18 protein-coding genes are annotated in these 20,517 nt (G+C 72.2%); 10 read left to right on the forward strand and 8 right to left on the reverse strand.

Annotated elements, in window-relative coordinates; translation table 11 throughout:
• Positions 1–1,235 (reverse strand): cadherin domain-containing protein (locus WBG79_RS27000; protein WP_337360358.1); only part of this gene is annotated, 1,235 nt, incomplete at its 3' end.
• 273 nt (positions 1,236–1,508) lie between these two features.
• On the opposite strand from WBG79_RS27000, the gene WBG79_RS27005 reads away from it, so the two are divergent.
• The 4 genes from WBG79_RS27005 (at position 1,509) to WBG79_RS27020 (ending at position 8,353) form a co-directional block, all read left to right on the forward strand.
• The gene (locus WBG79_RS27005; RefSeq protein WP_337360359.1) at positions 1,509–3,287 is read left to right on the forward strand and encodes an ABC transporter transmembrane domain-containing protein; all 1,779 of its coding nucleotides are present in this window, start codon (positions 1,509–1,511) and stop codon (positions 3,285–3,287) included.
• Complete coding sequence (locus WBG79_RS27010) at positions 3,284–5,536, forward strand: peptidase domain-containing ABC transporter (protein WP_337360360.1); 2,253 nt, start codon at positions 3,284–3,286, stop codon at positions 5,534–5,536. Before WBG79_RS27005 ends, WBG79_RS27010 begins: the two co-directional genes overlap by 4 nt.
• Before the next feature lie 44 nt (positions 5,537–5,580).
• The gene (locus WBG79_RS27015; protein WP_337360361.1) at positions 5,581–6,939 is read left to right on the forward strand and encodes an HlyD family type I secretion periplasmic adaptor subunit; all 1,359 of its coding nucleotides are present in this window, start codon (positions 5,581–5,583) and stop codon (positions 6,937–6,939) included.
• A 100-nt stretch (positions 6,940–7,039) separates the two neighbouring features.
• Positions 7,040–8,353 (forward strand): TolC family outer membrane protein, encoded by a 1,314-nt coding sequence (locus WBG79_RS27020; protein ID WP_337360362.1) that lies wholly within the window; start codon positions 7,040–7,042, stop codon positions 8,351–8,353.
• 3 nt (positions 8,354–8,356) lie between these two features.
• Here the strand turns inward: WBG79_RS27020 and WBG79_RS27025 are convergent, their stop codons facing one another.
• The 5 genes from WBG79_RS27025 to WBG79_RS27045 form a co-directional block, all read right to left on the reverse strand.
• Positions 8,357–9,430 carry a DUF2336 domain-containing protein gene (locus tag WBG79_RS27025; RefSeq protein ID WP_337360363.1) on the reverse strand — a complete coding sequence of 358 codons (1,074 nt, stop codon included), beginning with the start codon at positions 9,428–9,430 and terminating at the stop codon, positions 8,357–8,359.
• Positions 9,431–9,544: 114 nt separating this feature from the next.
• A complete protein-coding gene (locus WBG79_RS27030; protein ID WP_337360364.1) occupies positions 9,545–9,814 on the reverse strand; it encodes a DUF2312 domain-containing protein in 270 nt (89 codons plus the stop codon).
• Positions 9,815–9,965: 151 nt separating this feature from the next.
• Positions 9,966–10,412: a hypothetical protein gene (locus tag WBG79_RS27035; protein WP_337360365.1), complete on the reverse strand. Its 447-nt coding sequence runs from the start codon at positions 10,410–10,412 to the stop codon at positions 9,966–9,968.
• 24 nt (positions 10,413–10,436) lie between these two features.
• The gene (locus WBG79_RS27040) at positions 10,437–10,742 is read right to left on the reverse strand and encodes a DUF1244 domain-containing protein (protein ID WP_337360366.1); all 306 of its coding nucleotides are present in this window, start codon (positions 10,740–10,742) and stop codon (positions 10,437–10,439) included.
• A 17-nt stretch (positions 10,743–10,759) separates the two neighbouring features.
• Positions 10,760–11,581 (reverse strand): N-formylglutamate amidohydrolase, encoded by an 822-nt coding sequence (locus WBG79_RS27045; protein ID WP_337360367.1) that lies wholly within the window; start codon positions 11,579–11,581, stop codon positions 10,760–10,762.
• 80 nt (positions 11,582–11,661) lie between these two features.
• On the opposite strand from WBG79_RS27045, the gene WBG79_RS27050 reads away from it, so the two are divergent.
• From WBG79_RS27050 to copM, 4 genes are all read left to right on the forward strand, one after another.
• Complete coding sequence (locus tag WBG79_RS27050; RefSeq protein WP_337360368.1) at positions 11,662–12,555, forward strand: DMT family transporter; 894 nt, start codon at positions 11,662–11,664, stop codon at positions 12,553–12,555.
• Positions 12,556–12,755: 200 nt separating this feature from the next.
• Positions 12,756–13,253: a DUF1036 domain-containing protein gene (locus WBG79_RS27055; protein ID WP_337360369.1), complete on the forward strand. Its 498-nt coding sequence runs from the start codon at positions 12,756–12,758 to the stop codon at positions 13,251–13,253.
• A 217-nt stretch (positions 13,254–13,470) separates the two neighbouring features.
• Positions 13,471–14,910 (forward strand): pyruvate kinase, encoded by a 1,440-nt coding sequence (gene pyk, locus WBG79_RS27060; RefSeq protein WP_337360370.1) that lies wholly within the window; start codon positions 13,471–13,473, stop codon positions 14,908–14,910.
• A 165-nt stretch (positions 14,911–15,075) separates the two neighbouring features.
• Positions 15,076–16,134 carry a CopM family metallochaperone gene (gene copM / locus WBG79_RS27065; RefSeq protein WP_337360371.1) on the forward strand — a complete coding sequence of 353 codons (1,059 nt, stop codon included), beginning with the start codon at positions 15,076–15,078 and terminating at the stop codon, positions 16,132–16,134.
• A gap of 27 nt (positions 16,135–16,161) precedes the next feature.
• Here copM and WBG79_RS27070 read toward each other — a convergent pair whose 3' ends face one another.
• Together WBG79_RS27070 and WBG79_RS27075 are read right to left on the reverse strand one after the other, a co-directional pair.
• On the reverse strand, positions 16,162–16,812 hold the full coding sequence (locus tag WBG79_RS27070; protein WP_337360372.1) for a protein-L-isoaspartate(D-aspartate) O-methyltransferase: 651 nt from the start codon (positions 16,810–16,812) through the stop codon (positions 16,162–16,164).
• 99 nt (positions 16,813–16,911) lie between these two features.
• Positions 16,912–18,462 (reverse strand): S10 family peptidase, encoded by a 1,551-nt coding sequence (locus WBG79_RS27075; protein ID WP_337360373.1) that lies wholly within the window; start codon positions 18,460–18,462, stop codon positions 16,912–16,914.
• Between the two features lie 99 nt (positions 18,463–18,561).
• Here WBG79_RS27075 and WBG79_RS27080 point away from each other — a divergent pair, with 99 nt between their 5' ends.
• Both WBG79_RS27080 and WBG79_RS27085 read left to right on the forward strand, forming a co-directional pair.
• A complete protein-coding gene (locus WBG79_RS27080) occupies positions 18,562–18,963 on the forward strand; it encodes a dihydrofolate reductase (RefSeq protein WP_337360374.1) in 402 nt (133 codons plus the stop codon).
• A gap of 183 nt (positions 18,964–19,146) precedes the next feature.
• A complete protein-coding gene (locus tag WBG79_RS27085) occupies positions 19,147–20,514 on the forward strand; it encodes a YtxH domain-containing protein (protein WP_337360375.1) in 1,368 nt (455 codons plus the stop codon).
• The last annotated feature ends 3 nt before the right edge of the window (positions 20,515–20,517 follow it).

Raw genomic sequence — 20,517 nt, forward strand, 5'->3', positions numbered from 1 at the left:
GTGCCGCCGGCGCTGTTCTCGGCGATGGTGCCGCCCGAGACCAGGATGTCGCTCGGCCCGTTGTCGTTGACGTCGGTCAGGTCGACCGTGACCGTCTCGGTCCGGCTGTGCCCGGCCGCGTCCGTGACCGTCAGGTCGAAGGTCCGCGTGCCCCCCGCCTCGAAGTCGAGCACCGCCCCGGGCGCGACTCGGATCTCGTTGCCGACGACCACGAAGCTCGCGGCATCCGTGCCGGCAAGGCTGTAGGTGAAGGTCTCCCCGGTATCGGCGTCGACCGTTGAGAGCGTAGCAACCACCGCCCCGCCCGCACTGTTCTCCGCGATCGTGCCGCCGGTCACGACGATGTCGCTCGGGGTCTCGTCGTTGCGGTCCTCGACCGCGATCGTGAAGCTGCGGGTGAACTGGTGGCCGGCGCTGTCCGTGACCCGGACCGTGATCGACAGGCTGGGCTCGGTCTCGTGGTCGAGGACGGCGCCGGGCGCCACCGCGATGGCGCCGGTCGCGGGGTCGATGGTGAAGCGGCCGCCGGCATCGTCCACCAGCGAGAAGGTGAAGCCGTCCGCCCCGTCCGGGTCCTGCACCGACACGGTGGCGACCGCGGCGCCGGTGCCGGCCGTCTCCGCGACGGTTCCGGTGCGGTCGAGCGTCATGTCGGTCGGCGCGGCGTTGGGCGGCGGGGCGGAGGGTGGGGCGGCCTCCGCGGTGCCCGGCCCGGCCGGCATCGCGGCGGGTGCCAGGCCGGGGGCGACGGCCGGCGTGGCCGACGCGACCGGGATGGGCGTGCCCGGTTCGCTGCCGGCGGCGGCGGCGGTCAGGGAGGACTCCGGCGCCATGGCCGCGCCCGCCCTGCCCGCGTGTCCCGCGGTGGCGGGGTCGGAATGGCCGGAGGGCGTCGCGGCTGGGGGCGGGGTCGTCTCGGGATCCCCGAGCCCCGTGGCGTGCCGGCCTTGCGCCATGCCCGAAGGGCCGTGCCCGGGCAGGGCCGCGACGTCCTGAGGGCTCGTCGGGGACGCGCCGGCCCCGCCTGGCGACCCTGCGGGTATCGCATCCGCGATGCCGTCCGGGCCCTTCGAACCGAAATGCAGGTTCGCATTGACGATGTCGCTGCGCTCGACCGGCGTCTCCGCCAGCAGGAACTCCTTCACCCGCCGGGCGAGCTCGTCCTCGTGCGAGGCTGCGACGCTCGCGGCCGGTGCGGCGGCGGCGGGCGGTGCGGAAGCGGGCGATTTGCTCATCACGAGGAATCCGGCAGTCGGGGACGGGGGGTGCTGTCGGGAAGACCCGATACCCCGTTCGACCCTCACGCCCCGCGGTAACGAAAGCTTGAATCGAATACCCGACACGCCCCCTGCGGGAACCTGCCGTACCCCTTCTCGAATCCGTGCTTAACGGTCAGTGCGCGCAGATGGTTAACGGTTCGCAAACCCCTCGGCGTCACAATGCCCGCAGGAAGGCGGGATCCGCTGCGGAGCCGCCGGATCGGGTCGGCAAGGGGCGTTGCAGGTCGGATGAGCACGGCAGAGATCGGGGAGCGCCGAACGTCGCTGCCGGCCCAGTTCGGGATCGGCCGGGCGGAGCTCGACCGCCTGGGCCTGCCGCAGACCCAGTTCCTCGGCCTGCCGACGAGCGTCGTCCTCGCCTCCGTGGCCATCAACATCCTCGGGCTGGCCATGCCGCTCGGGATCCTGCAGGTCTACGACCGCATCATCCCGCACCGCTCGACCGAGACCTTGCTGGCCCTGGTGGTCGCCCTCTTCGTGGTGGCCCTGATCGAGGCGGGCCTGCGGGTGGGGCGCGGCTACGTGGTGGCCTGGTCGGCGGCGCGCTTCAGCCAGGTCTCCATGATCGAGGCCTATTCGCGCATCCTCTTCGCCCCGCGCGAGTTGCACGCCGCCCATCCGCCTGCGCGGCTGATGCAGATGATGAGCTCCGTCCAGCGGCTCGGCGACTTCTTCGGGGGACGGTCCCGGCTTCTCGTGCTGGACCTGCCCTTCGTGGGGATCTTCCTGGTCATGATCGCCATGATCGGCGGCTGGCTGGTCGTGGTGGCCCTCGCGGTCCTGCTCGTCTTCGCGGTCGTCACCATGCGGCTCGGCCGCACCCTCAAGGCGATGCTCGAGAGCCGCGACCAGCAGGACGCCAAGATCTACGACTTCATCTCCGACAGCCTGTCCGGCATCACCACCCTGAAGGGCCTCGCCATGGAGGCCCTGATGCTGCGCCGCTTCGAGCGGCTGCAGGCGAGCGCGGCCCAGATCGACTACCGCTCCATCGAGGCCGCCCTGCTGGCCGAATCGACCGTCACGACCCTCGGCAACGTCACCATGATCGCGATGGTCACCTTCGGCGCCTGGCTCGCCGTGGACGGCCGGCTGACCATCGGCATGCTCTCCGCCTGCACGCTCCTGTCCGGCCGGGTCATCCAGCCGATTCTCGGCGCCGCCTCGCTCTGGAACGAGGTGCAGAAGATGCGCCTGGGCCTGGAGAGCATCGAGCAGGTCTTCGCCCTGCAGCGTCCGGCCCTCGTGGAACAGGACGAGGCCGACGGCCCGGTCGCGGTCGCGTTCCGCTCCGTGTCTCTCACGACGGCCAGCGGAACGCTCTTCGAGAACCTGGACTGGGCGGTCGAGGCGGGCGCCGTCGCGCTGCTCGTGGGCCCGGACGGGAGCGGCAAGAGCAACCTCCTGCGCCTGGCGGCCGGCGAGACGACACCGCACGTCGGGACCGCCACGGTCGGGGGGATCGACGCCCAGGCGTTCCGGGCGACCCGGGTCGGCGCCGTGGTCCTGGTCCCGCAGAACCCGAGCTTCTTCCGCGGCTCGATCCTGGAGAATCTGACGCTCTTCGGCGGCGGCCCCACCCCCGACCAGGTCCGTCGCGCCACGCGCCTGATCGACCTCGAGAAGGAAATCGACCGCCTGCCGCTCGGCTACGACACCCGCCTCGGCGAAGGCATCTCCGAGACCCTGCCGCTCGGCTTCCTGAAGCGCCTGTCGATCGCCCGGGCGCTCGCCCTCGGACCGCGCCTCCTGATCCTCGACGAGCCGCAGGCCTTCCTGGACACGGAGGCGGACAAGCGCCTCATCGAATCGATCGCCCGGCTGGCCGGCCACGTCACGGTGCTGATGACCTCGAGCCGGCCGTCCTACGCCGCCGCCGCCACCGAGATCTGGCACTGCGAGGCAGGCCGGCTGGCGCGCGTGGAGCGTCCCGCCCCGCCGCCTCCGGGCGCACCCGCGACCCCGCCCGCCGTTCCGCCCGCGTCCCGGCCGGAGACGAGCCCATGAGCGGGCCGTCGCAGACGGGGCCGGGCGACGGCGCCGGGCCGGCCGCACCCATCGGGACCGGCGGGACGGCCGAGGGGGTGCGCGGCCTCCAGCACCTGCTCGCGCAGGTTTTCGAGGCGCGACCGCGGCTGGCCCCCGAACACGCCCCGCGCACGCCGCTGGAAGCCTGCCTGCGCCCCCTCCTGGAGACGCTCGGCTGGCCGGGCGACCATCGGCGCCTGTTCGAGGTGATGCCCCATCTCGAGCCGGTCGCCGACCTCGGCGAGTTCTGCGCTGTGCTCTACCGGCTCGGCTACCGCACCCGCCGGGCGAGGCTTCCGCTCGCCCGCCTCGCGCACGAGAGCCTGCCGGCGCTCCTGGAGCGAGACGAGGGGCCGGCCGTCCTGCTCGCCCGCGATCCGGAGAACGGCTTCCTCGTCTACGACGGCACCACCGCGTCCTACCGTTACGAACCGCCGACTTCGCGCCTGGAGACCGTCACGCTCGTCAACCCGGCCTCCGCCGACCAGGAACCGCAGAAGGGCATTCGCGGCACCTGGTTCTGGAATGCGATGTGGCACGTCAAGCGCCCGATCGCCGCGGTCGTCGCCCTGACTTTCCTGACCAACCTTCTCGCCATGACGACCCCGGTCTACGTGGCCAACGTCTACAACCACGTCATCTCCACGCAGGCTCTCGAGAGTCTTGTCTATTTCTGCGCCGCGATCTCCTTCCTGGTCGCCTTCGAGTTCCACCTGCGCCACATGCGTGCCGGGCTGGTCGCCTACGTGGGCGCACGCTTCCACGCGGCGCTCGCCAACGCGGCCTTCGAGAAGGTGCTGCTGCTGCCCATCCAGATGGTCGAGCAGTCCTCGGTGGCGTCCCAGATCTCCCGCTTCCGGCAGTTCGAGGGGATCCGGATGTTCTTCACCGGGCACCTCGTCAACGCCCTGCTGGACCTCCCCTTCACGATCATCTTCCTGACCGCGCTGGGGCTCGTCGGGGGCCTCTTCGTCCTGATCCCGATCGGCCTCGTCGTCCTCTTCGGCGTGCTCGCCACCATCACGATCCCGGTCACGCGCCGCAACGTGGCCGCGACCGGGACCGCGGTCTCCCGCAGCCAGACCTTCCTGGTCGAAAGCCTCTCCAAGATCGACACGATCCGGCACCTCGGCGCGGAGCGGCTCTGGGCCGCCCGCTACGGCTCGATCGCGCGCGACGCGATCCTCAACAAGTTCCGCGCCCAGTTCTTCGACAGCGCCCTGCAGGCCGCCACCCAGTCGCTGTCCCAGCTGGCCGGCGTCGGCACGCTCGCGGTCGGCTCGATCCTGGTCATGGAGGGGAACCTGTCGCTCGGCGGCCTGATCGCCGTGATGATGCTCATCTGGCGCCTGCTGGCCCCGCTGCAGACGGCCTTCCTGGCCATCAACAACCTCGGCCAGTTCGCCGACTCCATTCGGCAGGTCAATCTCCTCATGCGTCTGGCCGCCGAGCGGAACCCGGCCCGCACGCCCGTCCTCAGCCGGTCCTTCCGCGGCCGCATGTTGCTCGACGGGGTCGCGTACCGCTATCCGGGTCGCGCCGAGCCGGCCCTTCGCAACGTCTCGCTGGTGATCCCCGCGGGCCAGATCGTCGCCATCAGCGGGCCGGCGGGCTCGGGCAAGTCGACGCTCCTGAAGGTGATCCTCGGCTTCTACCCCGCCGCGGCGGGCACCATCTACCTGGACGGGCTGAACCTGCAGCAGCTCGATCCCGGCGAGACCCGCGTCGGCATCGGCTACGTGCCCCAGGACCCGGTCTTCTTCTTCGGCACCCTCGCCCAGAACCTGCGCATGTCGGACCCCGCCGCCGACGAGGCCCGCCTGATCGAGGCCCTCCGGGCGGCCGGCATCGAGGATATCGAGAGCCGCTTCCCTGACGGTCTGGAGACCCGCATCCGGACCTCGCGCCTGCAGGATTTCTCGGAAGGCACGCTGACCCGCCTGGCGCTCGCCCGCGCCTACGTGCGCGATCCGTCGATCTACCTCTTCGACGACCCCGGCGCCTACCTCGACCGCGACGGCGACGCCGCCTTCGTGGCGCGGCTGAACGAGCTGCGCGGCAAGGCGACCGTGATCTTGGTGACCAACCGGCCGAGCCACATGCGCGCCTGCGACCGGGTGATCCGCCTTGAACGCGGCCTCATCGTCGCCGACGGCCGCCCGGAACCTTCCGCACAGCAGCAAAAAAGCGGCGATCGTCAAGGCCCTGTTTACCAAGCTGCAGGATGATTGCCGCAGCGTGAACAGGCCGCATCCGAACGCGGGCGCTTGACTTGGCAACAGCAGACGCTCTCCTCTCGGCGAAGCGGGTCCTTTTCCCGATCGACCGCCCCGCCGTCGACCACCTCGCGCTCCCTTTGGAGATCGAGGCGGGACGATGGCCTGCGCTCTTTCGCGGCCTGATGATCAGCGTCACCTCCGCGGTCGGCATTCTCCTCGTCCTGTTCGCCGTCGCGCCCATCAAGGAGCTGTCGGTCGCCGAGGGCCAGGTCGTACCGGAGGGGTCGACCCTGCCGGTCCACCATCTGGAGGGCGGCATCGTGGCGGCGGTCCTGGTCAAGGCCGGCACCGTGGTGGAGGCCGACCAGCCGATCCTGCGCATGGAACCGACGGCCGCGTCCAGCGACCTGGGGCAGCTCGCCGCCCGCCGCGCCGGCCATCTCGCCGCCGTCATCCGGCTGAAGGCCCTCCTCGCCGGGACGGCTCCGGATTTCGAGGCCGCCGGGGCCGCCACGGATTCGGCGGTGGTCGAGAACACGGCCCTCTACCGCCGGGAACGCGACGCGCTCGCCAAGATCACCGAGACGCATGACAGCCGCGTCGTCCAGCGCAGCGCCACCCTGGCCGCCGCCGAATCCGAGCTGAAGAGCCTGCAGACCCAGCTCGCCGCCAATGCCGAGCGCCTGCGGCTGCGCGAGCAACTCATGCGCGAGGGCTACGCGTCCCGCAATGCCTACCTGGACGCCCAGGTCCAGGTGGAACAGGTGCGCGCCCGCATGGCCCAGGTCGAGGGCCAGATCACGGCGGGCCGCGGCGCGGTCGCCGAGGCGAAGAGCCAGCGCGCCGAGGCGGAGGCGACCAAGCACGTCGAGTGGTCGACCGAGCTCGCCAAGACCACGGCGGAACTCGCCGAGGTCGAGCAGATGATCGCCAAGACCCGCGACCGCGTCGATCGTCTTTTCGTGCGGGCCCCCGTGCGCGGCATCGTCCAGGACCTCGTGCCGAAGTCGCCCGGCGACGTGCTGAAGCCCGGGGAGCCTGCCGCCCACATCGTCCCCCTCGACGGACGGCTGCTGGTCGAGACCCGGCTCGATCCGCAGGATTCCGGCTACGTCCGCATCGGCCACCCCGCCCGCATCAAGCTGACGGCCTTCGACCCGGAGGCCTTCGGACCGATCCAGGGCACCGTCGTCGACATCTCCCCGACCACCTTCACCAACGACAAGGGTGTCCCGTTCTACAAGGCGACCCTCTCCCTCTCCCACACCACCGTGACGCGGGGCCGGGAGACCCATCAGATCCTCCCCGGCATGGTCGCCCGCGCCGAGATCGTCACCGGCGAGAAGTCCGTCCTGCGCTATCTCCTGAAGCCGATTTTCCGGTCCGTCGACCTCGCCTTCTCGGAACGCTGACCCGGCGCGACCCGGTTTGCCCCGCCTTTACGAAGCGTTAACCTTAACAAATCGATACTCGGCGAGATCCCGGCGCCCCCCGCCGGCGAGACAAGGTCGCATGCGCCGAGCCCGAGCCTCCCATTCCACGATGCGCCGATGGTCGCGCGCCGCCCTGGCGGTGTGGGCGGTCGTCCTGGCGGCCTCGCCGGCGGCGGCCGACAACCTCGACGACGCGCTCGCGGCCGCGATGCGGGAGAGCGCGCGGCTGAAGGCCGACATGGAGCGGCAGAAGGCGGCCGTGGAGGGCGTGAACGCCGCGCGATCGGCCTTCCTGCCGACCGTCACCGCCTCCATCGACCGAACCCTGCACGGCGAGACCTACGTGCGGCCGGCCCAGCCGACCGGCCCGACGGAGCCCTACAGCGCCGGCATAACCCTGACCCAGCCGATCTTCGACGGCATGAAGCGGATGAACGATCTCGACCGCGCCAAGGCGGCCGAGCGTGCCGGCCGCCACCTCCTGACCGACACCGAGCAGTCCGTGCTGCTCGATGCCGCCGCCGCCTACCTGGCGGTCGTCCGCGACCGCGAGGTCGTCGCCCTGCGCCAGCGCAACGTCGAGCTCGTCGCCGGCATCGTCGCCTCCGCCCGCGCCCGCTTCGGCGGAGGCGAAACGACGAAGACCGACATCGCGCAGGCGGAGTCCCGCCTGGAACTCGCCAAGGCGGATCTGGAGCGCGCCCGCGGCGAGCTCGCCGCCAGCCGTGTCGACTTCGAGAAGATGACCGGCGCGAAGCCCGAGGCCCTGAACAAGCCGACGGTCCCCACCGCCCTGCTGCCGCGGTCCGCCGGCGAAGCCGTTGCCGGCGCCCGGGATGCCAACCCCAAGCTCCTGGCCGCGGCCCTGACCGCGGACGCCGCCGCCTTCGCGGCAAAATCCGCGGCGAGCGACCTCGCCCCGACCGTGAACCTCGAGATCTCGCGGCTCGACCAGTACCAGTACTCGTCGGCCATCGCGCGGCGCGAGGACGTCCGCGTCCGCCTCGGCGTGCGCATCCCCCTCGTCACCCCCGGGCTCCTCCCCCGCATCGAGGAGGCCAAGGCGGTCGCGAGCCAGAAGCGCTACGAGGCGATCGACACCAAGGTCGGCGTCAGCGCCGCCGCGGAGGCGAGCTTCGAGCGCCACCGGGCCGCGATCCGCCGCATCGAGCGGCTCGACCGGCAGGTGAAGGCGGCCGCCGCAGCCGTCTTCGGCGTCCGCAAGGAGGCGGCTGCCGGCCAGCGCACCGTCATGGACGAACTCGATGCCCAGGAGGAACTGGTCTCCGCCCAGATCGGCCGCGTCCTGGCCGGGTTCGAGCGCGACTACCAGGCCTATGTGCTGATCGCCACCATGGGCCGCCTGACCCGCGCCTCGCTGGGTCTGCCCTGAGGCTCAGCCGACCCGCGAGACCGTGGAACGGACCTTGTGGAACCGGATGGCGCGCTCCGCCGTCGCCTTGTCGAGCGCGCGGTAATCCCGCACCATCGGTTCGACCTGCGCGGCGTTGAGCTTTAGCTTCTCGCAGCGCACCCGGGTCAGCCGGTCGTAGGTCGTCTCCGCGATGTCGAGGCTGCGGCACACCACCGCGATGCCGGTGGGGTTGACCTTGTGCAGCACGTTGTTGACGTGCGCCTCGGGTACCGAGGCGAGCTCCGACAGCACGTAGGCGGCGTCCAGGATCCGCTTCTTCATGATCAGCTGGTCGAGCACGTCGTTGACGCTGCGCTTGCCCTCGCGCACGTCGGCGACCATCACCTTGCTCTCCAGCCGGCTGCGGCGATGGTCCGTCCGCGAGCCCTCCATCTCCCGGCGGGCCTGGTCGATGATCTCGTCGACCGCATCCCAGTTCTGGCTCATCAGGTGCTCGAGCCGCTGGCGCGCCGCCGGGTTGAGGCGGGCGACGAGCCCCTGCGCCACGCCGGGCGGCATGTCGGCCCGGAACGACAAGGCTTCGCCGAGGTCGTTGTCCCCTTCCGACTTCGCCGCCAGTGTCTCGAAACCCTGATCCGAGAAGCGGGCGCCCAGGTTGCGGGTGACCGTGTTGAGGACGGCGGAATCGCCCCGGTCGACCAGCACGTCCGTGACCGCCTCGGACAGCGTGGCACGCTGCGAGATGGCCTGCAGGTGATCCAGGCTCTTGCGCTTCGCCAGGTCGACCAGGTCCGAATCGGTGAGGACCGGCGAATGGCGCAGCACCGGCGCGGCCACGGCGGAGTCGTCGTTGGCCAGCTGCAGGGCCAGTTCGCGCGGGGTCTGGACGAGGGCCGCCACCTTGGACGAGACCGTCACCCTGTCGTCCAGGGGCGCCTGGTCGAGCAGCTTGCCGAGAACGTCGCCGAACAGCATCGTTTCCCGGTCCGAATGCGCCTCCGCGCCCTCCACGAAGAGGTCGGAGACCTCCTGCAGGAGTTCGCGGCGCTTCTCGCTCGAGTTTTCGCGTGCCAGGTCGACCAGGGAGGCTTTCATGCGGGAAATGTCCGTGTCACGGCAAAAGTGGCCACGACGGACGGTACACCGGCAACTCCTAAGAAGTCAGAAATGCCGATCCTGTTCCGCAGGGGAATGCGGCCGTGGCCGGCCTCACTCCTCTTCCGGCCCGCCGCCGAAGCTCATGCCGAGCGCCTGCAGGTAGAGGTCGAGGACGGCCTCCTGTTCCTCCCGCTCGGACTTGTCCTGCTTGCGGATTCGAATCACCTGCCGGAGGATCTTGACGTCGAAGCCCGTCCCCTTGGCCTCGGCATAGACGTCCTTGATGTCGTCCTGGATCGTCTGCTTCTCCTCCTCGAGCCGCTCGATGCGCTCGACGAAGGACTTCAGCTGGTCGGCGGCGAAGCCGGCGGGTGATGACAAGGGGCTCTCCTTCGGGCAGGGCGGTCTGGCGGCGCGGGAGTGAAGCCTCCGGCGCGCCGAGGGTCAAGTCGCCGCGCCCCCGCAACCCCAGGCCCCTGTGGAGAACGGGGACGGCATCGCGCCGCACGCGACAGCGGCGCCGCCGCCACGGTCATCCGACCGAATCGGACGCAGGCGGCAGCTCCGAAAAGGTCCCGTCCGGCGCCACGATCCAGCGCCGCGCGCCGGCCCTGGCCAGGGCCTTCTGGCCGCGCGCCGCGGTGCGCTGCAGGATGGCGAGGATGTCCGGCCGCTGCCAGGCGGTCGGGGTGGCCGGGTCTGTCTCGGCGCAGAGCCCGGAGCCGGTCTCGCCCGGCAGGAAGATGACGCGGCAACGGTCCGGCCGGAGCGCGTCCCCGAGCGCCTGCCGGGCGGGGCCGGGCGGCGCCTCCAGCCACGCGCAGGCGAAGTCGCGGCAGCTTTGCGGGCGCGTCGCGTAGATGCGGCAGCCGGTCCCCTTCAGGCACTCGGGGCACCATTGGCCCCGGCCCTTGTCCATCTCGCGCACGCCCATCAGCTTGCAGCACAGCGTGCAGCTGCCGCAGCTCCGCCCCTCCATGGACCCCTCCCGGGCGGCCGCCCCTCAGTGCTGCGGCCGGTTCTTGTCGAAGGCGGCGAGTTGCTCGGCGCTGGCCGAACCCTGGTGCCTGGCCTTCCACTCCTCGTACGGCATGCCGTAGATCGCCACCCTGCTCTCGTCCTTGGTCATCGGCAGTCCGCGCGCCTCGGCCGCCTCCCGATACCAGTTCGAGAGGCAATTGCGGCAGAAGCCGGCAAGGTTCATGAGGTCGATGTTCTGCACGTCCGGGCGGCCGTTGAGGTGATCGACGAGCCGCCGGAACGCGGCGGCCTCGAGTTCGGTGCGGGTCTTCTCGTCCAGTTCGGCCATCGCGGCCTCCTTTGCTGTCACTCGACCGGGCCGCTCCAGGACCCGTGCCTCTCGATCCGGTGCAGTTCGGCGCGACCCGCGAGCCCGTCCCAGATCCGTGCCACGCGCGCCGCCCAGGCCTCCGCGTCCGCCTGGTCGGCGATCAGGTCCTGCCGGACCTCCAGGATCGCATGGGCGAGCCCGCGCCGGGTCGCATGCCGATACATGGTGTCGCCCTTCAGGATCCCGCTATAGGGCTCGTTGTCGCCGACGACGAGCGCCGGATCCTCGCCGAGGGCCGCGAGCAGCAGGTGCGGCAGGCGCGGATCGCGGTCCCACAGCACCCCGCAGTGCCACGGCCGCGGCCGCCCGCGCCAGACCGGCGTGAAACTGTGCAGCGACAGGATCGTCGGCACCGTCCCGCTGGCGAGCGACGCCTCGACGGTCCGTCCGATGGCTTCGTCGTAGGGCCGCCAGAACCGGGCGATGCGGGCCTCCCGCTCCTCCGGCCCGATGCGCGCGTTGCCGGGCACGATCGCGCCGTCCGACAGGCGCATGACCAGCGTCGGGTCGTCGTCGCCCCGGTTGGGGTCGATCAGGAGCCGCGAGAAGCGCGACAGCACCGCCGGCGCCCCGGTCAGGGCCGCGAGCCGGCGCGTCATCCAGGCGATCCCGATGTCGTAGGCGATGTGCCGGCCGAGTTGCTCCGCCGGCAGCCCGAGCGCGTCGTACTCGGCCGGGATCCGGTTGGTGGCGTGGTCGGCGAGGATCACGAGGCCGGCGGCGGGATCGCCGGGGATGATCTCGTAGGCGTCCTCCGTCACGGACGAAGGCGGGGATGGCGGCATGAAGAAAACCATGGGCGCGAGGTCGGCGGGATGATAGTGAGCCCCCGCCCCGACCGCCAGCCCCGGCCCGCGGTGCCGCCTGCAGGACCTCCATGACCACCGTCCCCGACACTGCCGCCCGGTCCCGCACCGTGCTCGTCGCCGTCGCCGCCCTCGTGCTCGGTGCCGTCGCCATGGCGATCTCGCCGGCCTTCGTCCGCTGGGCCGAGGTCGGACCCTTCACGAGCGCCTTCTACCGCGTCTTCCTGGCCCTGCCCCTCCTCGCCCTCTGGGCCTCGCTCGAACGCGGCGGCGACACGCGGCCCGACCCCGGCTGGACGCGGGCGATCGTGCTGACCGGCCTCTTCTTCGCCGGCGATCTCTTTTTCTGGCACCTCTCGGTGCTCAAGACCACGATCGCCAACGCCACGCTCCTCGCCACCATGGCGCCCGTCTGGGTGATGGCCTTCTCGAGCCTCTTCATCGGCGAGCCGGTCACGCGGCCGATGCTCGCCGGCCTCGCCCTCTGCGTCGCCGGCGCCGGGCTCCTGATCGGCGCGAGCTCGCTGCTCGACCCCTCCCGTTTCGTCGGCGACCTCTACGGGGTCGGCACCTCGCTCTTCTTCGGGCTCTACTTCCTGGCCATGCGGGTCGCCCGCCGCGAGGCGCGGCCGGGCCTCGTCCTCTACCGCTCGACCATCGTGACCGCCGCGGTGCTCGGCCTCGTGGCGGCCGTCGCCGAGAACGCCTGGCTGCCCGCCGGCCTCTCAGGCGTCGTCGCGCTCCTGCTGATGGCCTGGGTCAGCCACGTCGGCGGCCAGGGCCTCCTCGCCTACGCGCTCGGCCACCTGTCGGCGGCCTTCTCGTCGCTGGTCATCTTCATGGAGGCCCTGGCGGCGGCCGTCTTCGGCTACCTGCTGTTCGGCGAGACGCTCGGCACCTGGGAGCTCCTCGGCGGCGCCGGCATCCTCGTCGGCATCTGGGTGGCGCGGCCGCGCGAGGGGTGAGGACGGCCGAGTCAGCGCTTTGTGCCCGGCCGGCCCCTTTCCTGCCGCATTTCTCGGAGCATTCCTAACCGCTCGCCGACGGGGGGTGGCGGCTGGCTGGACACGGTTCCGCCGGGCGTGCATTCTCCGCACCCGCAATCGCCATGGCCGCGCTTCGTGGCTCGCGCCGCCGAAGTCAGGCCCATTCCGATACGGATGCGATGAAGTCGAAGAACGACACAGGTCTGCGGCCCCTGCGGCGCGTTCGAGGGGCCATCGCCGCGACCGCGACCGGACTGGGAGTCCTCGCCGCCGCGGCCCTCGCCACCGCCACCGAAGCCGCCGCGGATCTGCGCATCTGCAACAAGACCTCGAGCCGGATCGGAATCGCGGTCGGCTACAAGGACGAGGCCGCCTGGACGACCGAGGGCTGGTGGAACCTCCCCGCCTCGACCTGTGAGACCCTGCTCTCCGGGCCGCTGGTCTCCCGCTACTACTACATCTATGCGATCGACTACGACCGGGGCGGCGAGTGGAGCGGGCGCTCGTTCATGTGCACCCAGGAAAAGACCTTCACCATCAAGGGCATCGAGGACTGCATCAAGCGCGGCTTCGAGCGCACGGGCTTCTTCGAGATCGACACCGGCGAACAGCGCAGCTGGACGGTCCAGCTGACCGAGCCCGGCCGCGCGGGCCTCGGCGCCGCGGCCGGCCAGTAGCGCGCCCCGCCGGATCGCGGCGCGGCGCCGCAGTCGTTCGCCCCACGCCTGCAAGCCCTTGCGCGAACGCCGGGTCCTGCCGCAAGACAGGCGCGGGGGAACCGTTCACCATGCGCTGGACACCCGCGCCGCCGCAGGATGCGGGCGGGCCGGAGGTTCTCCCGTCCCGGGCGCACCCTGGCGCGCCCGCGGGCCGGGCCAGGGAAGGACGGGAACGATGCGCCGGAAGAGACGTGTGAAGATCGTGGCGACGCTCGGCCCCGCCTCGGGCAACCGGGAGACGATCGAGAAGCTCTTCCGCGCCGGCGCCGATGTCTTCCGCATCAACATGAGCCACACCAACCATGCCCGACTCGCCGAGCTCGTGGCGATGATCCGCGACACCGAGCGCGCGGTCGGCAGGCCGATCGGCATCCTGGCCGACCTGCAGGGTCCGAAGCTCCGGCTCGGGTCCTTCGCGGCCGGCGGCTACGACCTGAAGGCCGGCGAATCCTTCACGCTCGATTCCGACCTCGCGCCGGGCGACGCCACGCGCGTGCACCTGCCCCACCCGGAGATCCTGAGTGCCGTCGAACCCGGCCACCGCCTCCTGGTCGACGACGGCAAGGTCCGCCTGCGCTGCGTCTCCAAGGACGGCGAGCGGGCCGTCCACACGGTCGTGGAGGTCGCCGGGCGCGTCTCCGACCGCAAGGGCGTCAGCCTGCCCGACACCACGATCCCGATCGGGGCGATGACCGAGAAGGACCGCGCCGACCTCGACGCCGCGCTCAAGACCGGGGTCGACTGGATCGCCCTCTCCTTCGTGCAGCGCCCGGAGGACCTCGCCGAGGCCCGCAAGGTGACCCGCAACCGGGTCGGCCTGATGGCCAAGATCGAGAAGCCGCAGGCGATCGATCGCCTCGCCGAGATCGTCGAGCTCTCCGACGCCGTCATGGTGGCGCGCGGCGACCTCGGCGTGGAGATGCCGGTCGAACGCGTCCCGGGCCTGCAGAAGCAGATGACCCGCGCCTGCCGGCGCGCCGGCAAGCCGGTCGTCGTCGCCACCCAGATGCTGGAGAGCATGATCTCCTCGCCGGTGCCGACCCGCGCGGAGGTTTCCGACGTCTCGATCGCCGTCTTCGAGGGCGCCGACGCGATCATGCTTTCCGCCGAATCCGCGGCCGGCAAGTACCCGGTCGAGGCCGTCGCCATGATGGATTCGATCGCCCAGGAGGTCGAGAAGGACCCGACCTACCGGGGCATCGTCGCCGCCCAGCGCGCCGAGCCGGAGGCGACGGGGGCCGACGCCATCTCGGCCGCCGCCCGCCAGATCGGCGAGACCCTCAACCTCGCCGCCATCGTGTGCTTCACCATGTCGGGGTCGACCGGCCTCAGGATCGCCCGCGAGCGGCCCTTCCCGCCCCTGATCGCCCTCTCGCCGGACCCCGACATGGCGCGCCGGCTGACCCTGGTCTGGGGCCTGCACAGCGTCATCTCCGAGGACGCCCACGACGTCGACGACATGGTGGCGCGCGCCACCCGCATCGCCTTCCAGGAGGGCTTCGCCCGCCCCGGCCAGCGCATCATCATCTCCGGCGGCGTCCCCTTCGGCACCCCCGGCTCCACCAACATGCTGCGCATCGCCTTCGTGGGCGCCGATCCGCACGGGGAGTTCTGAAGGTCCGCCCGGCGGCAGTCCCGTCCCGCGCCCTCCGGCCTCGTCAGCTTTCGTAAGCCCGCCGGCTCGTCCTGCGCTATAATATTAGTGTGAGCCGGAAATTCGGAACCTGATGCCCCCGCGGCCGGTTCCGGACCGGCCACGCGGGCCCCGCAGGAGACAGCCATGACGCTCGACAGGATCACCGTTCCCTCGCTCCTTCTGGCGAGCCTCGTCCTTGCCGCCGGCCCGTCGCAGGCCCAGCAGGCCCCACCGCCGGCCGCGGACCACGAGCTTCATCACCCTGGCGGCGCCCCGACCGGCGCCGGCACCGCGGCCGAGCCGAAGCAGCCCGGCGCGACTCCGGACGCGGGCGGTCCGCCCGCGGCGGGCATGCAGCCGTCGCCGGTGCCGCCCATGAACGGCATGGGCGCCGGCGCGAACCGGATGGGGACCGACCGCATGGCCGAGGACCGCCCCGGCATGCCGCAACCAGGCGCGGCCGAGCCCGCCCCCGGAACGGGCATGGGCGGCATGGGGATGCGGGGCATGGGGATGCCCGGCATGGGCGGCGGCATGAACATGCCTGGAGGCATGAACATGCCCGGGATGGCCGGCCGCGAGCGCATGCAGGGCGGCCCCGGCGGGATGTGCTCCATGTGCGGCATGGCCGGCGGCGGCATGATGGGCATGGGAGGCGACAGGGACGAAGGCCGCATGCCCCACTCCGGCATGCGCGACATGCCGATGCACGGCATGATGCACCACCCCGGGATGGGTGGCGGTATGGGTATGGGCATGGGCCGTATGGGCGGCATGGGGATGGGCCGCATGGGCGGCGGCATGGGCGGCGGCATGGGCATGGGCGGCATGGGGATGCAGGGCATGGGCATGCGGGGCATGGGCATGCAAGGCATGGGCGGGGGCATGATGGGGATGGGCGGACAGGACCGCGTCGCGCTTTCGCCCTACGAGCGCGCCATGGCGCTCGCCAACGAGCGCATGCACCAGGGCATGAACCAGCCCGCCAGCGGCGATCCGGACGAGGACTTCATGCGCGGCATGATGGCCCACCACCGCGGCGCGGTGGAGATGGCCGAGGCCGTGCTGGAGCACGGCAAGGACCCGGCCGTCCGCAAGCTCGCCGAGGAGATCATCGCCGCGCAGGAGAAGGAAATCGCCACCATCCGCGACTGGCTCGTCGCCCGCGCGCGGTCCCGCCCGGCCGCCCCCGCCACGCCGTGACGCGGACCCCGGAGGCCGGGTCGGGCGTCAGCGCTCCGGCCAGGCCTCCCGCCCGATCAGCGGCACGAAGGACACGCGGTCGATCGCCTCCTCGAGGAGTCGCCCGTCGCCCTGCCGGGTGACGCGCAGCAGAACCTGCTCGTCCCGGCCAGGACCGACCGGCATGACAAGCCGCCCTCCGGGCGCCAGCCGCGCCGCGAGCGCCTCGGGAACCCGAGGCCCCGCGGCGGCGACCAGGATCACGTCGAAGGCCTCCGCCCCGGGCGGCGTCGAGCCGTCGCCCTCCACGATCGTGACGCCCTCGATCCCGGCCGCCGAGAGGTTCGCCCGCGCCACGGCGGCGAGGCTCGGGATGCGCTCGATCGAGACCACCCGGCCGGCGAGCCGCGACGCGATCGCGGCCGCATAGCCGGACCCGGCCCCGACCTCCAGCAGGCTGTCCCGCGGGCCGATCCGGGCGCTCTCCATCATCAGCGCCACCACGAAGGGCTGCGAGATCGTCTGCCCCTCGCCGATTTCCAGCGGCCCGTCCCGATAGGCGGCCTCGGCCATTGCGGCGGGCACGAAGGCCTCGCGCGGGACCGCTCGGAACACCTCGAGCACCCCAGGGTCGCGGATGCCGCGCCCGACGAGCTGCCGCTCGACCATCTCGCGCCGTTCGCGCTCCCGCCCGGCCATCCCACCTGCTCCCCGGATGTCGCCCTGGACCGGAACGTGGCCCCGGCCGGCTTGTTCCTGAGACCGGGCACGAGCCGCCGGCCGCCGGCGCGACGCGGGTCAGGGGCCCTCGATGACCCGCCGCCCCGCGTCCCGGAACGCCGCCCGCGCGCCGGCGTCGAAGTAGAACATGTGTCCGCCGGGATAGACCTCCAGGCGCAAACGCTGGCCGACCTCAGGGACCGCGATCTGGTCGAGCACCAGCCTGCTCGCCATGTAGGGAGTCACCAGGTCGGCGCGGCCGTGCACCACCGTCACGGTCAGGGTCGGGTCGGCCGCCAGGGCCTCGGCGAGCGCGGAGGCCGATTGCGGCGCCCCGAGGGGCCGTCCCCAATCCCACTGCCGGTTGACCTGGTTGGACAGCACCTCGTATCGCCGCCGCACCGGCCAGTTCAGCCGACCCGCATAGAGCTCGCGCGCGGCCGAGGTCAGGGGAGCCCGCAAGGCGTCGAGCACCGGATCGGAACCGTGGCCCTCGTCGAAGGGCGAGGGGTCGAGGCCGAGCGCGGTCGCGTCGTAGAGGCTCGCGATCCGGCCCGACCGGCGCTCGACCTCGCTCACGAAGGTGCCCGCGTCGATCCGCCCGCCCTGCCGCGCCACCAGTGCCGGGTCGAGCCCGGTCAGCCGCGCCACTTCGGCGGCCAGGCGGTTCCGGGCCGTGCTGTCGCGCGGGCCGCGGAGCAGATCCGCCAGGTAGTCCCCTGTGGCGTAGCGCTCCACGGCCGCCAGGTCGCCCGGATCGCCGAGCGCCGGGTCGAGCGCCCGCGCCGCCGCCACCATGCTGGGGAAGGTCGCCGCCGCCGCGATCGGGTTGCGGCCGTCGCGCATGCGGAAATCGAGGACGGGCGAAACCAGCACGAGCCCCTTCAGCCCGATCCCGTGATCGTTCGCCAGCTTGCGGGCGAGGAGCGGGCCGCGGAAGCCGCCGTAGCTCTCGCCCACGAAGAATTTCGGCGAGGCTTCGCGCCGGTTCTCCTCCACCCAGCGCCTGATCGTGGCGGCCAGCATCTCGATGTCGCCGTCGATGGAGAAGAACGTCCGCCGGACGTCGTCGCCGGTGGCGACAAGGCGGCTGTAGCCGGTGCCGACCGGGTCGAGGAAGACGAGATCCGTGAAGGGCAGCCAGGTCTCCGGGTTGGGGGCGAGGTCGGGCGGCGTCGACGGCGGCACGGCGGCGCGGTCGAGGGGCAGGCGCCAGGGTCCGAGCGCGCCGAACTGCAGCCAGGCCGAGGAGGCCCCCGGCCCCCCGTTGACCACGAAGGTGACGGGCCGTCGCCGCGGGTCGGCGCCGTCGACCCGGTAGGTTGTCTGGGCAATGTCCGCCAGGACCGTTCCGCGCTCCTCCGTGAGCCGGATCGCGCCGGCCACCGCCGTGAAGGTCAGGTCCCCGACCCGATGGGTCGTGGTCGAGGCGGCCGGCAGCTCCCCGGGCACCGGCTCGGCGGCGACGCGCGCCTGGGCGCCCGGCCCGGGACCGCCGCGGCGGCCCTGCTGGTCGCCGCTCTCGGCCGCCGGCTCGCCCTGCGCCCGCACCCCCTGGCCGGCCGGCAGGAGCACGGCCACCGCGAGGAGGAGCGTCGCCAGGAGCCGGCGCGGTGAGGTCTCGGTCATCGTCGTCACGCTCCGGTTCGTCATGGGCCGCCGCTGAACTTACCGGCCGGCTCGCGGGTTCCTCTGATCACGGTCGCGCGAGGCGAGGGAGTACGGGCGATGTCGGACGTGCGAGCGATGTGCGCCATCGGCAGGCGGGGCCAACTCGGCCTCGACGGCCACATGCCCTGGGAGGGCGAGACGGGTCCCGAATACCGCGCCGACGTGGAGCGCTTCTGGGCCGCGACCCGCGGGGCCGTGCTGCTGGTCGGCCCGCGCACCATGGCGTCCATCCCGGCCGAGGCCTATGCGGAGCGGACCATCATCGGCATCCGCTCCCACATGGACCCGGCCGAGACGATCGCCCGCCACCGCGGCCGCTGCGTCTACATCGGCGGCGGCGGGGCGGTCTGGCGTGCCTACGCCCCCTTCATCCGCCACTGGGACATCACGCGCCTGCCCTATGACGGGCCCGCCGACCTGTGGTTCGACCCCACCTGGCTCACCCTCGGCCGGACCTGACCGCCCCGGCCTTGCAGGAACCGGCGCGGAACCCCGCGGCGCCTCGGAACAATCGCGCCTGAGACGGGTTCGCTTTATCGGCACCGGTCGCGCTTTCTGCCGATCCCCCAAGCGGAAGGACCGGCCGGCTTCACACCTTTTCCGGACCGACAGCAGGTCTCCTGCGCGAGGGAGGAATCCAAGATGGACACTTCAATGGGCAACCGCCACGACCCCGGGTCGGCCGCGCGGGATGCGACCGGACGCACGTCCGGCACCGGCGCCGACGAGAGGCTCGCCTCCGTCAGCAAAGACATGCGCGAGGATCTCGGCACCATGTCCGAGGCCGCCCGCCAGAAGGCGAGCGAACTCGCCGACACGGCCTACCAGAAGGGCAGCGAATACGCCGACGCGGCCACCCGCAAGGCGGACGAGTATGCCCGCGACTACATCCAGTCGGGCGCCGAGACGGTGCATCATGCGACCCGCGCCGTCCACAAGGCGGCCGACGAGCTGGAGCGCACGTCCCCCGAGCTCGCGAGCTACGCCCGCGACGCCGCCCAGGCCGTCGACGACTTCGCCGACTCGATGAAGAACCGCGGCCTGCGCGGCCTCATCCGCGACGTCGACGACTTCGCCCGCCGCGAGCCTCTCGCCTTCTTCGGCATGACGCTCGCCGCCGGCTTCGCGGTCTCGCGCTTCCTGTCGAGCACCGCGCGTCACGACCGCCGGATGAGCGAGATGGGCCGCGGCCAGGGCTCCTACGGCCAGGGTTCCGCCGGACGCTCCGGCTACGGCGAGACCGACTACGGCCGCAGCCCGTCCGCGGGCATGCATCGCGGCATGGGCGGCAGCTCCGATTATACGGGCGGCATGTCCTCCAACGAGAACCGCCGCTACGGCGCCCGCAACGACAGCTACGCCGGCCGCGACAGCGGCGCGGGCCGCGGTGGTATGGGCGGGTCCTCGACCGAGACCTACGGCGCGCGCAGCGGTTCCTCGCCGGGCGGCTCGGGCTACGGCCACGAGAGCGGCGTCGGCCGCGGCGGGTCCTCCACGGGCGGCTCGTCGACCGGCGGCATGGGCTCCGCCGGCCGCACCGCGGGCGCTTCGACGACCGGCGCCGGCATCGGCGCCGGCTCCACCACCCTCGGCGGCACCACCGGCTCCGGCGCCACCGAGCACAGCCGCCACCTCGACAGCCTCGGCCACGGCACCGGCTCGTCCGGGTCCACCGGCTCCGGGCTTGGCTCCGGTACGGGCAGTTCCGGCACGGGCTCGATGACCGGCGGATCGTCCGGCAGCGGCTCATCCGGCCTCGGCGCCAGCACCTCCGGCATCGGCGGCTCCGGCAGCACGACGGGCGGCACGGGCCACGGCTCGAGCGGTTCCGCCGGCGGCAGGACCGGCCTCTCCGGCTCGACCGGAACCGGAAGCACCGGCACGCCGGGCTCGACGGGGGCGACCAGCGCCGCCAACGGCCTGCGCACCGGAACCGAGAACCGCTCCGGCGGCGATCCCACCGGCACGGGCCCGCTCGGCTCGGGCAAGACGCCGCCCAAGGAGGACTGACCC

Origin of the sequence: Prosthecomicrobium sp. N25, assembly GCF_037203705.1 — a bacterium.
In the GTDB taxonomy this organism is placed as follows: domain Bacteria; phylum Pseudomonadota; class Alphaproteobacteria; order Rhizobiales; family Ancalomicrobiaceae; genus Prosthecodimorpha.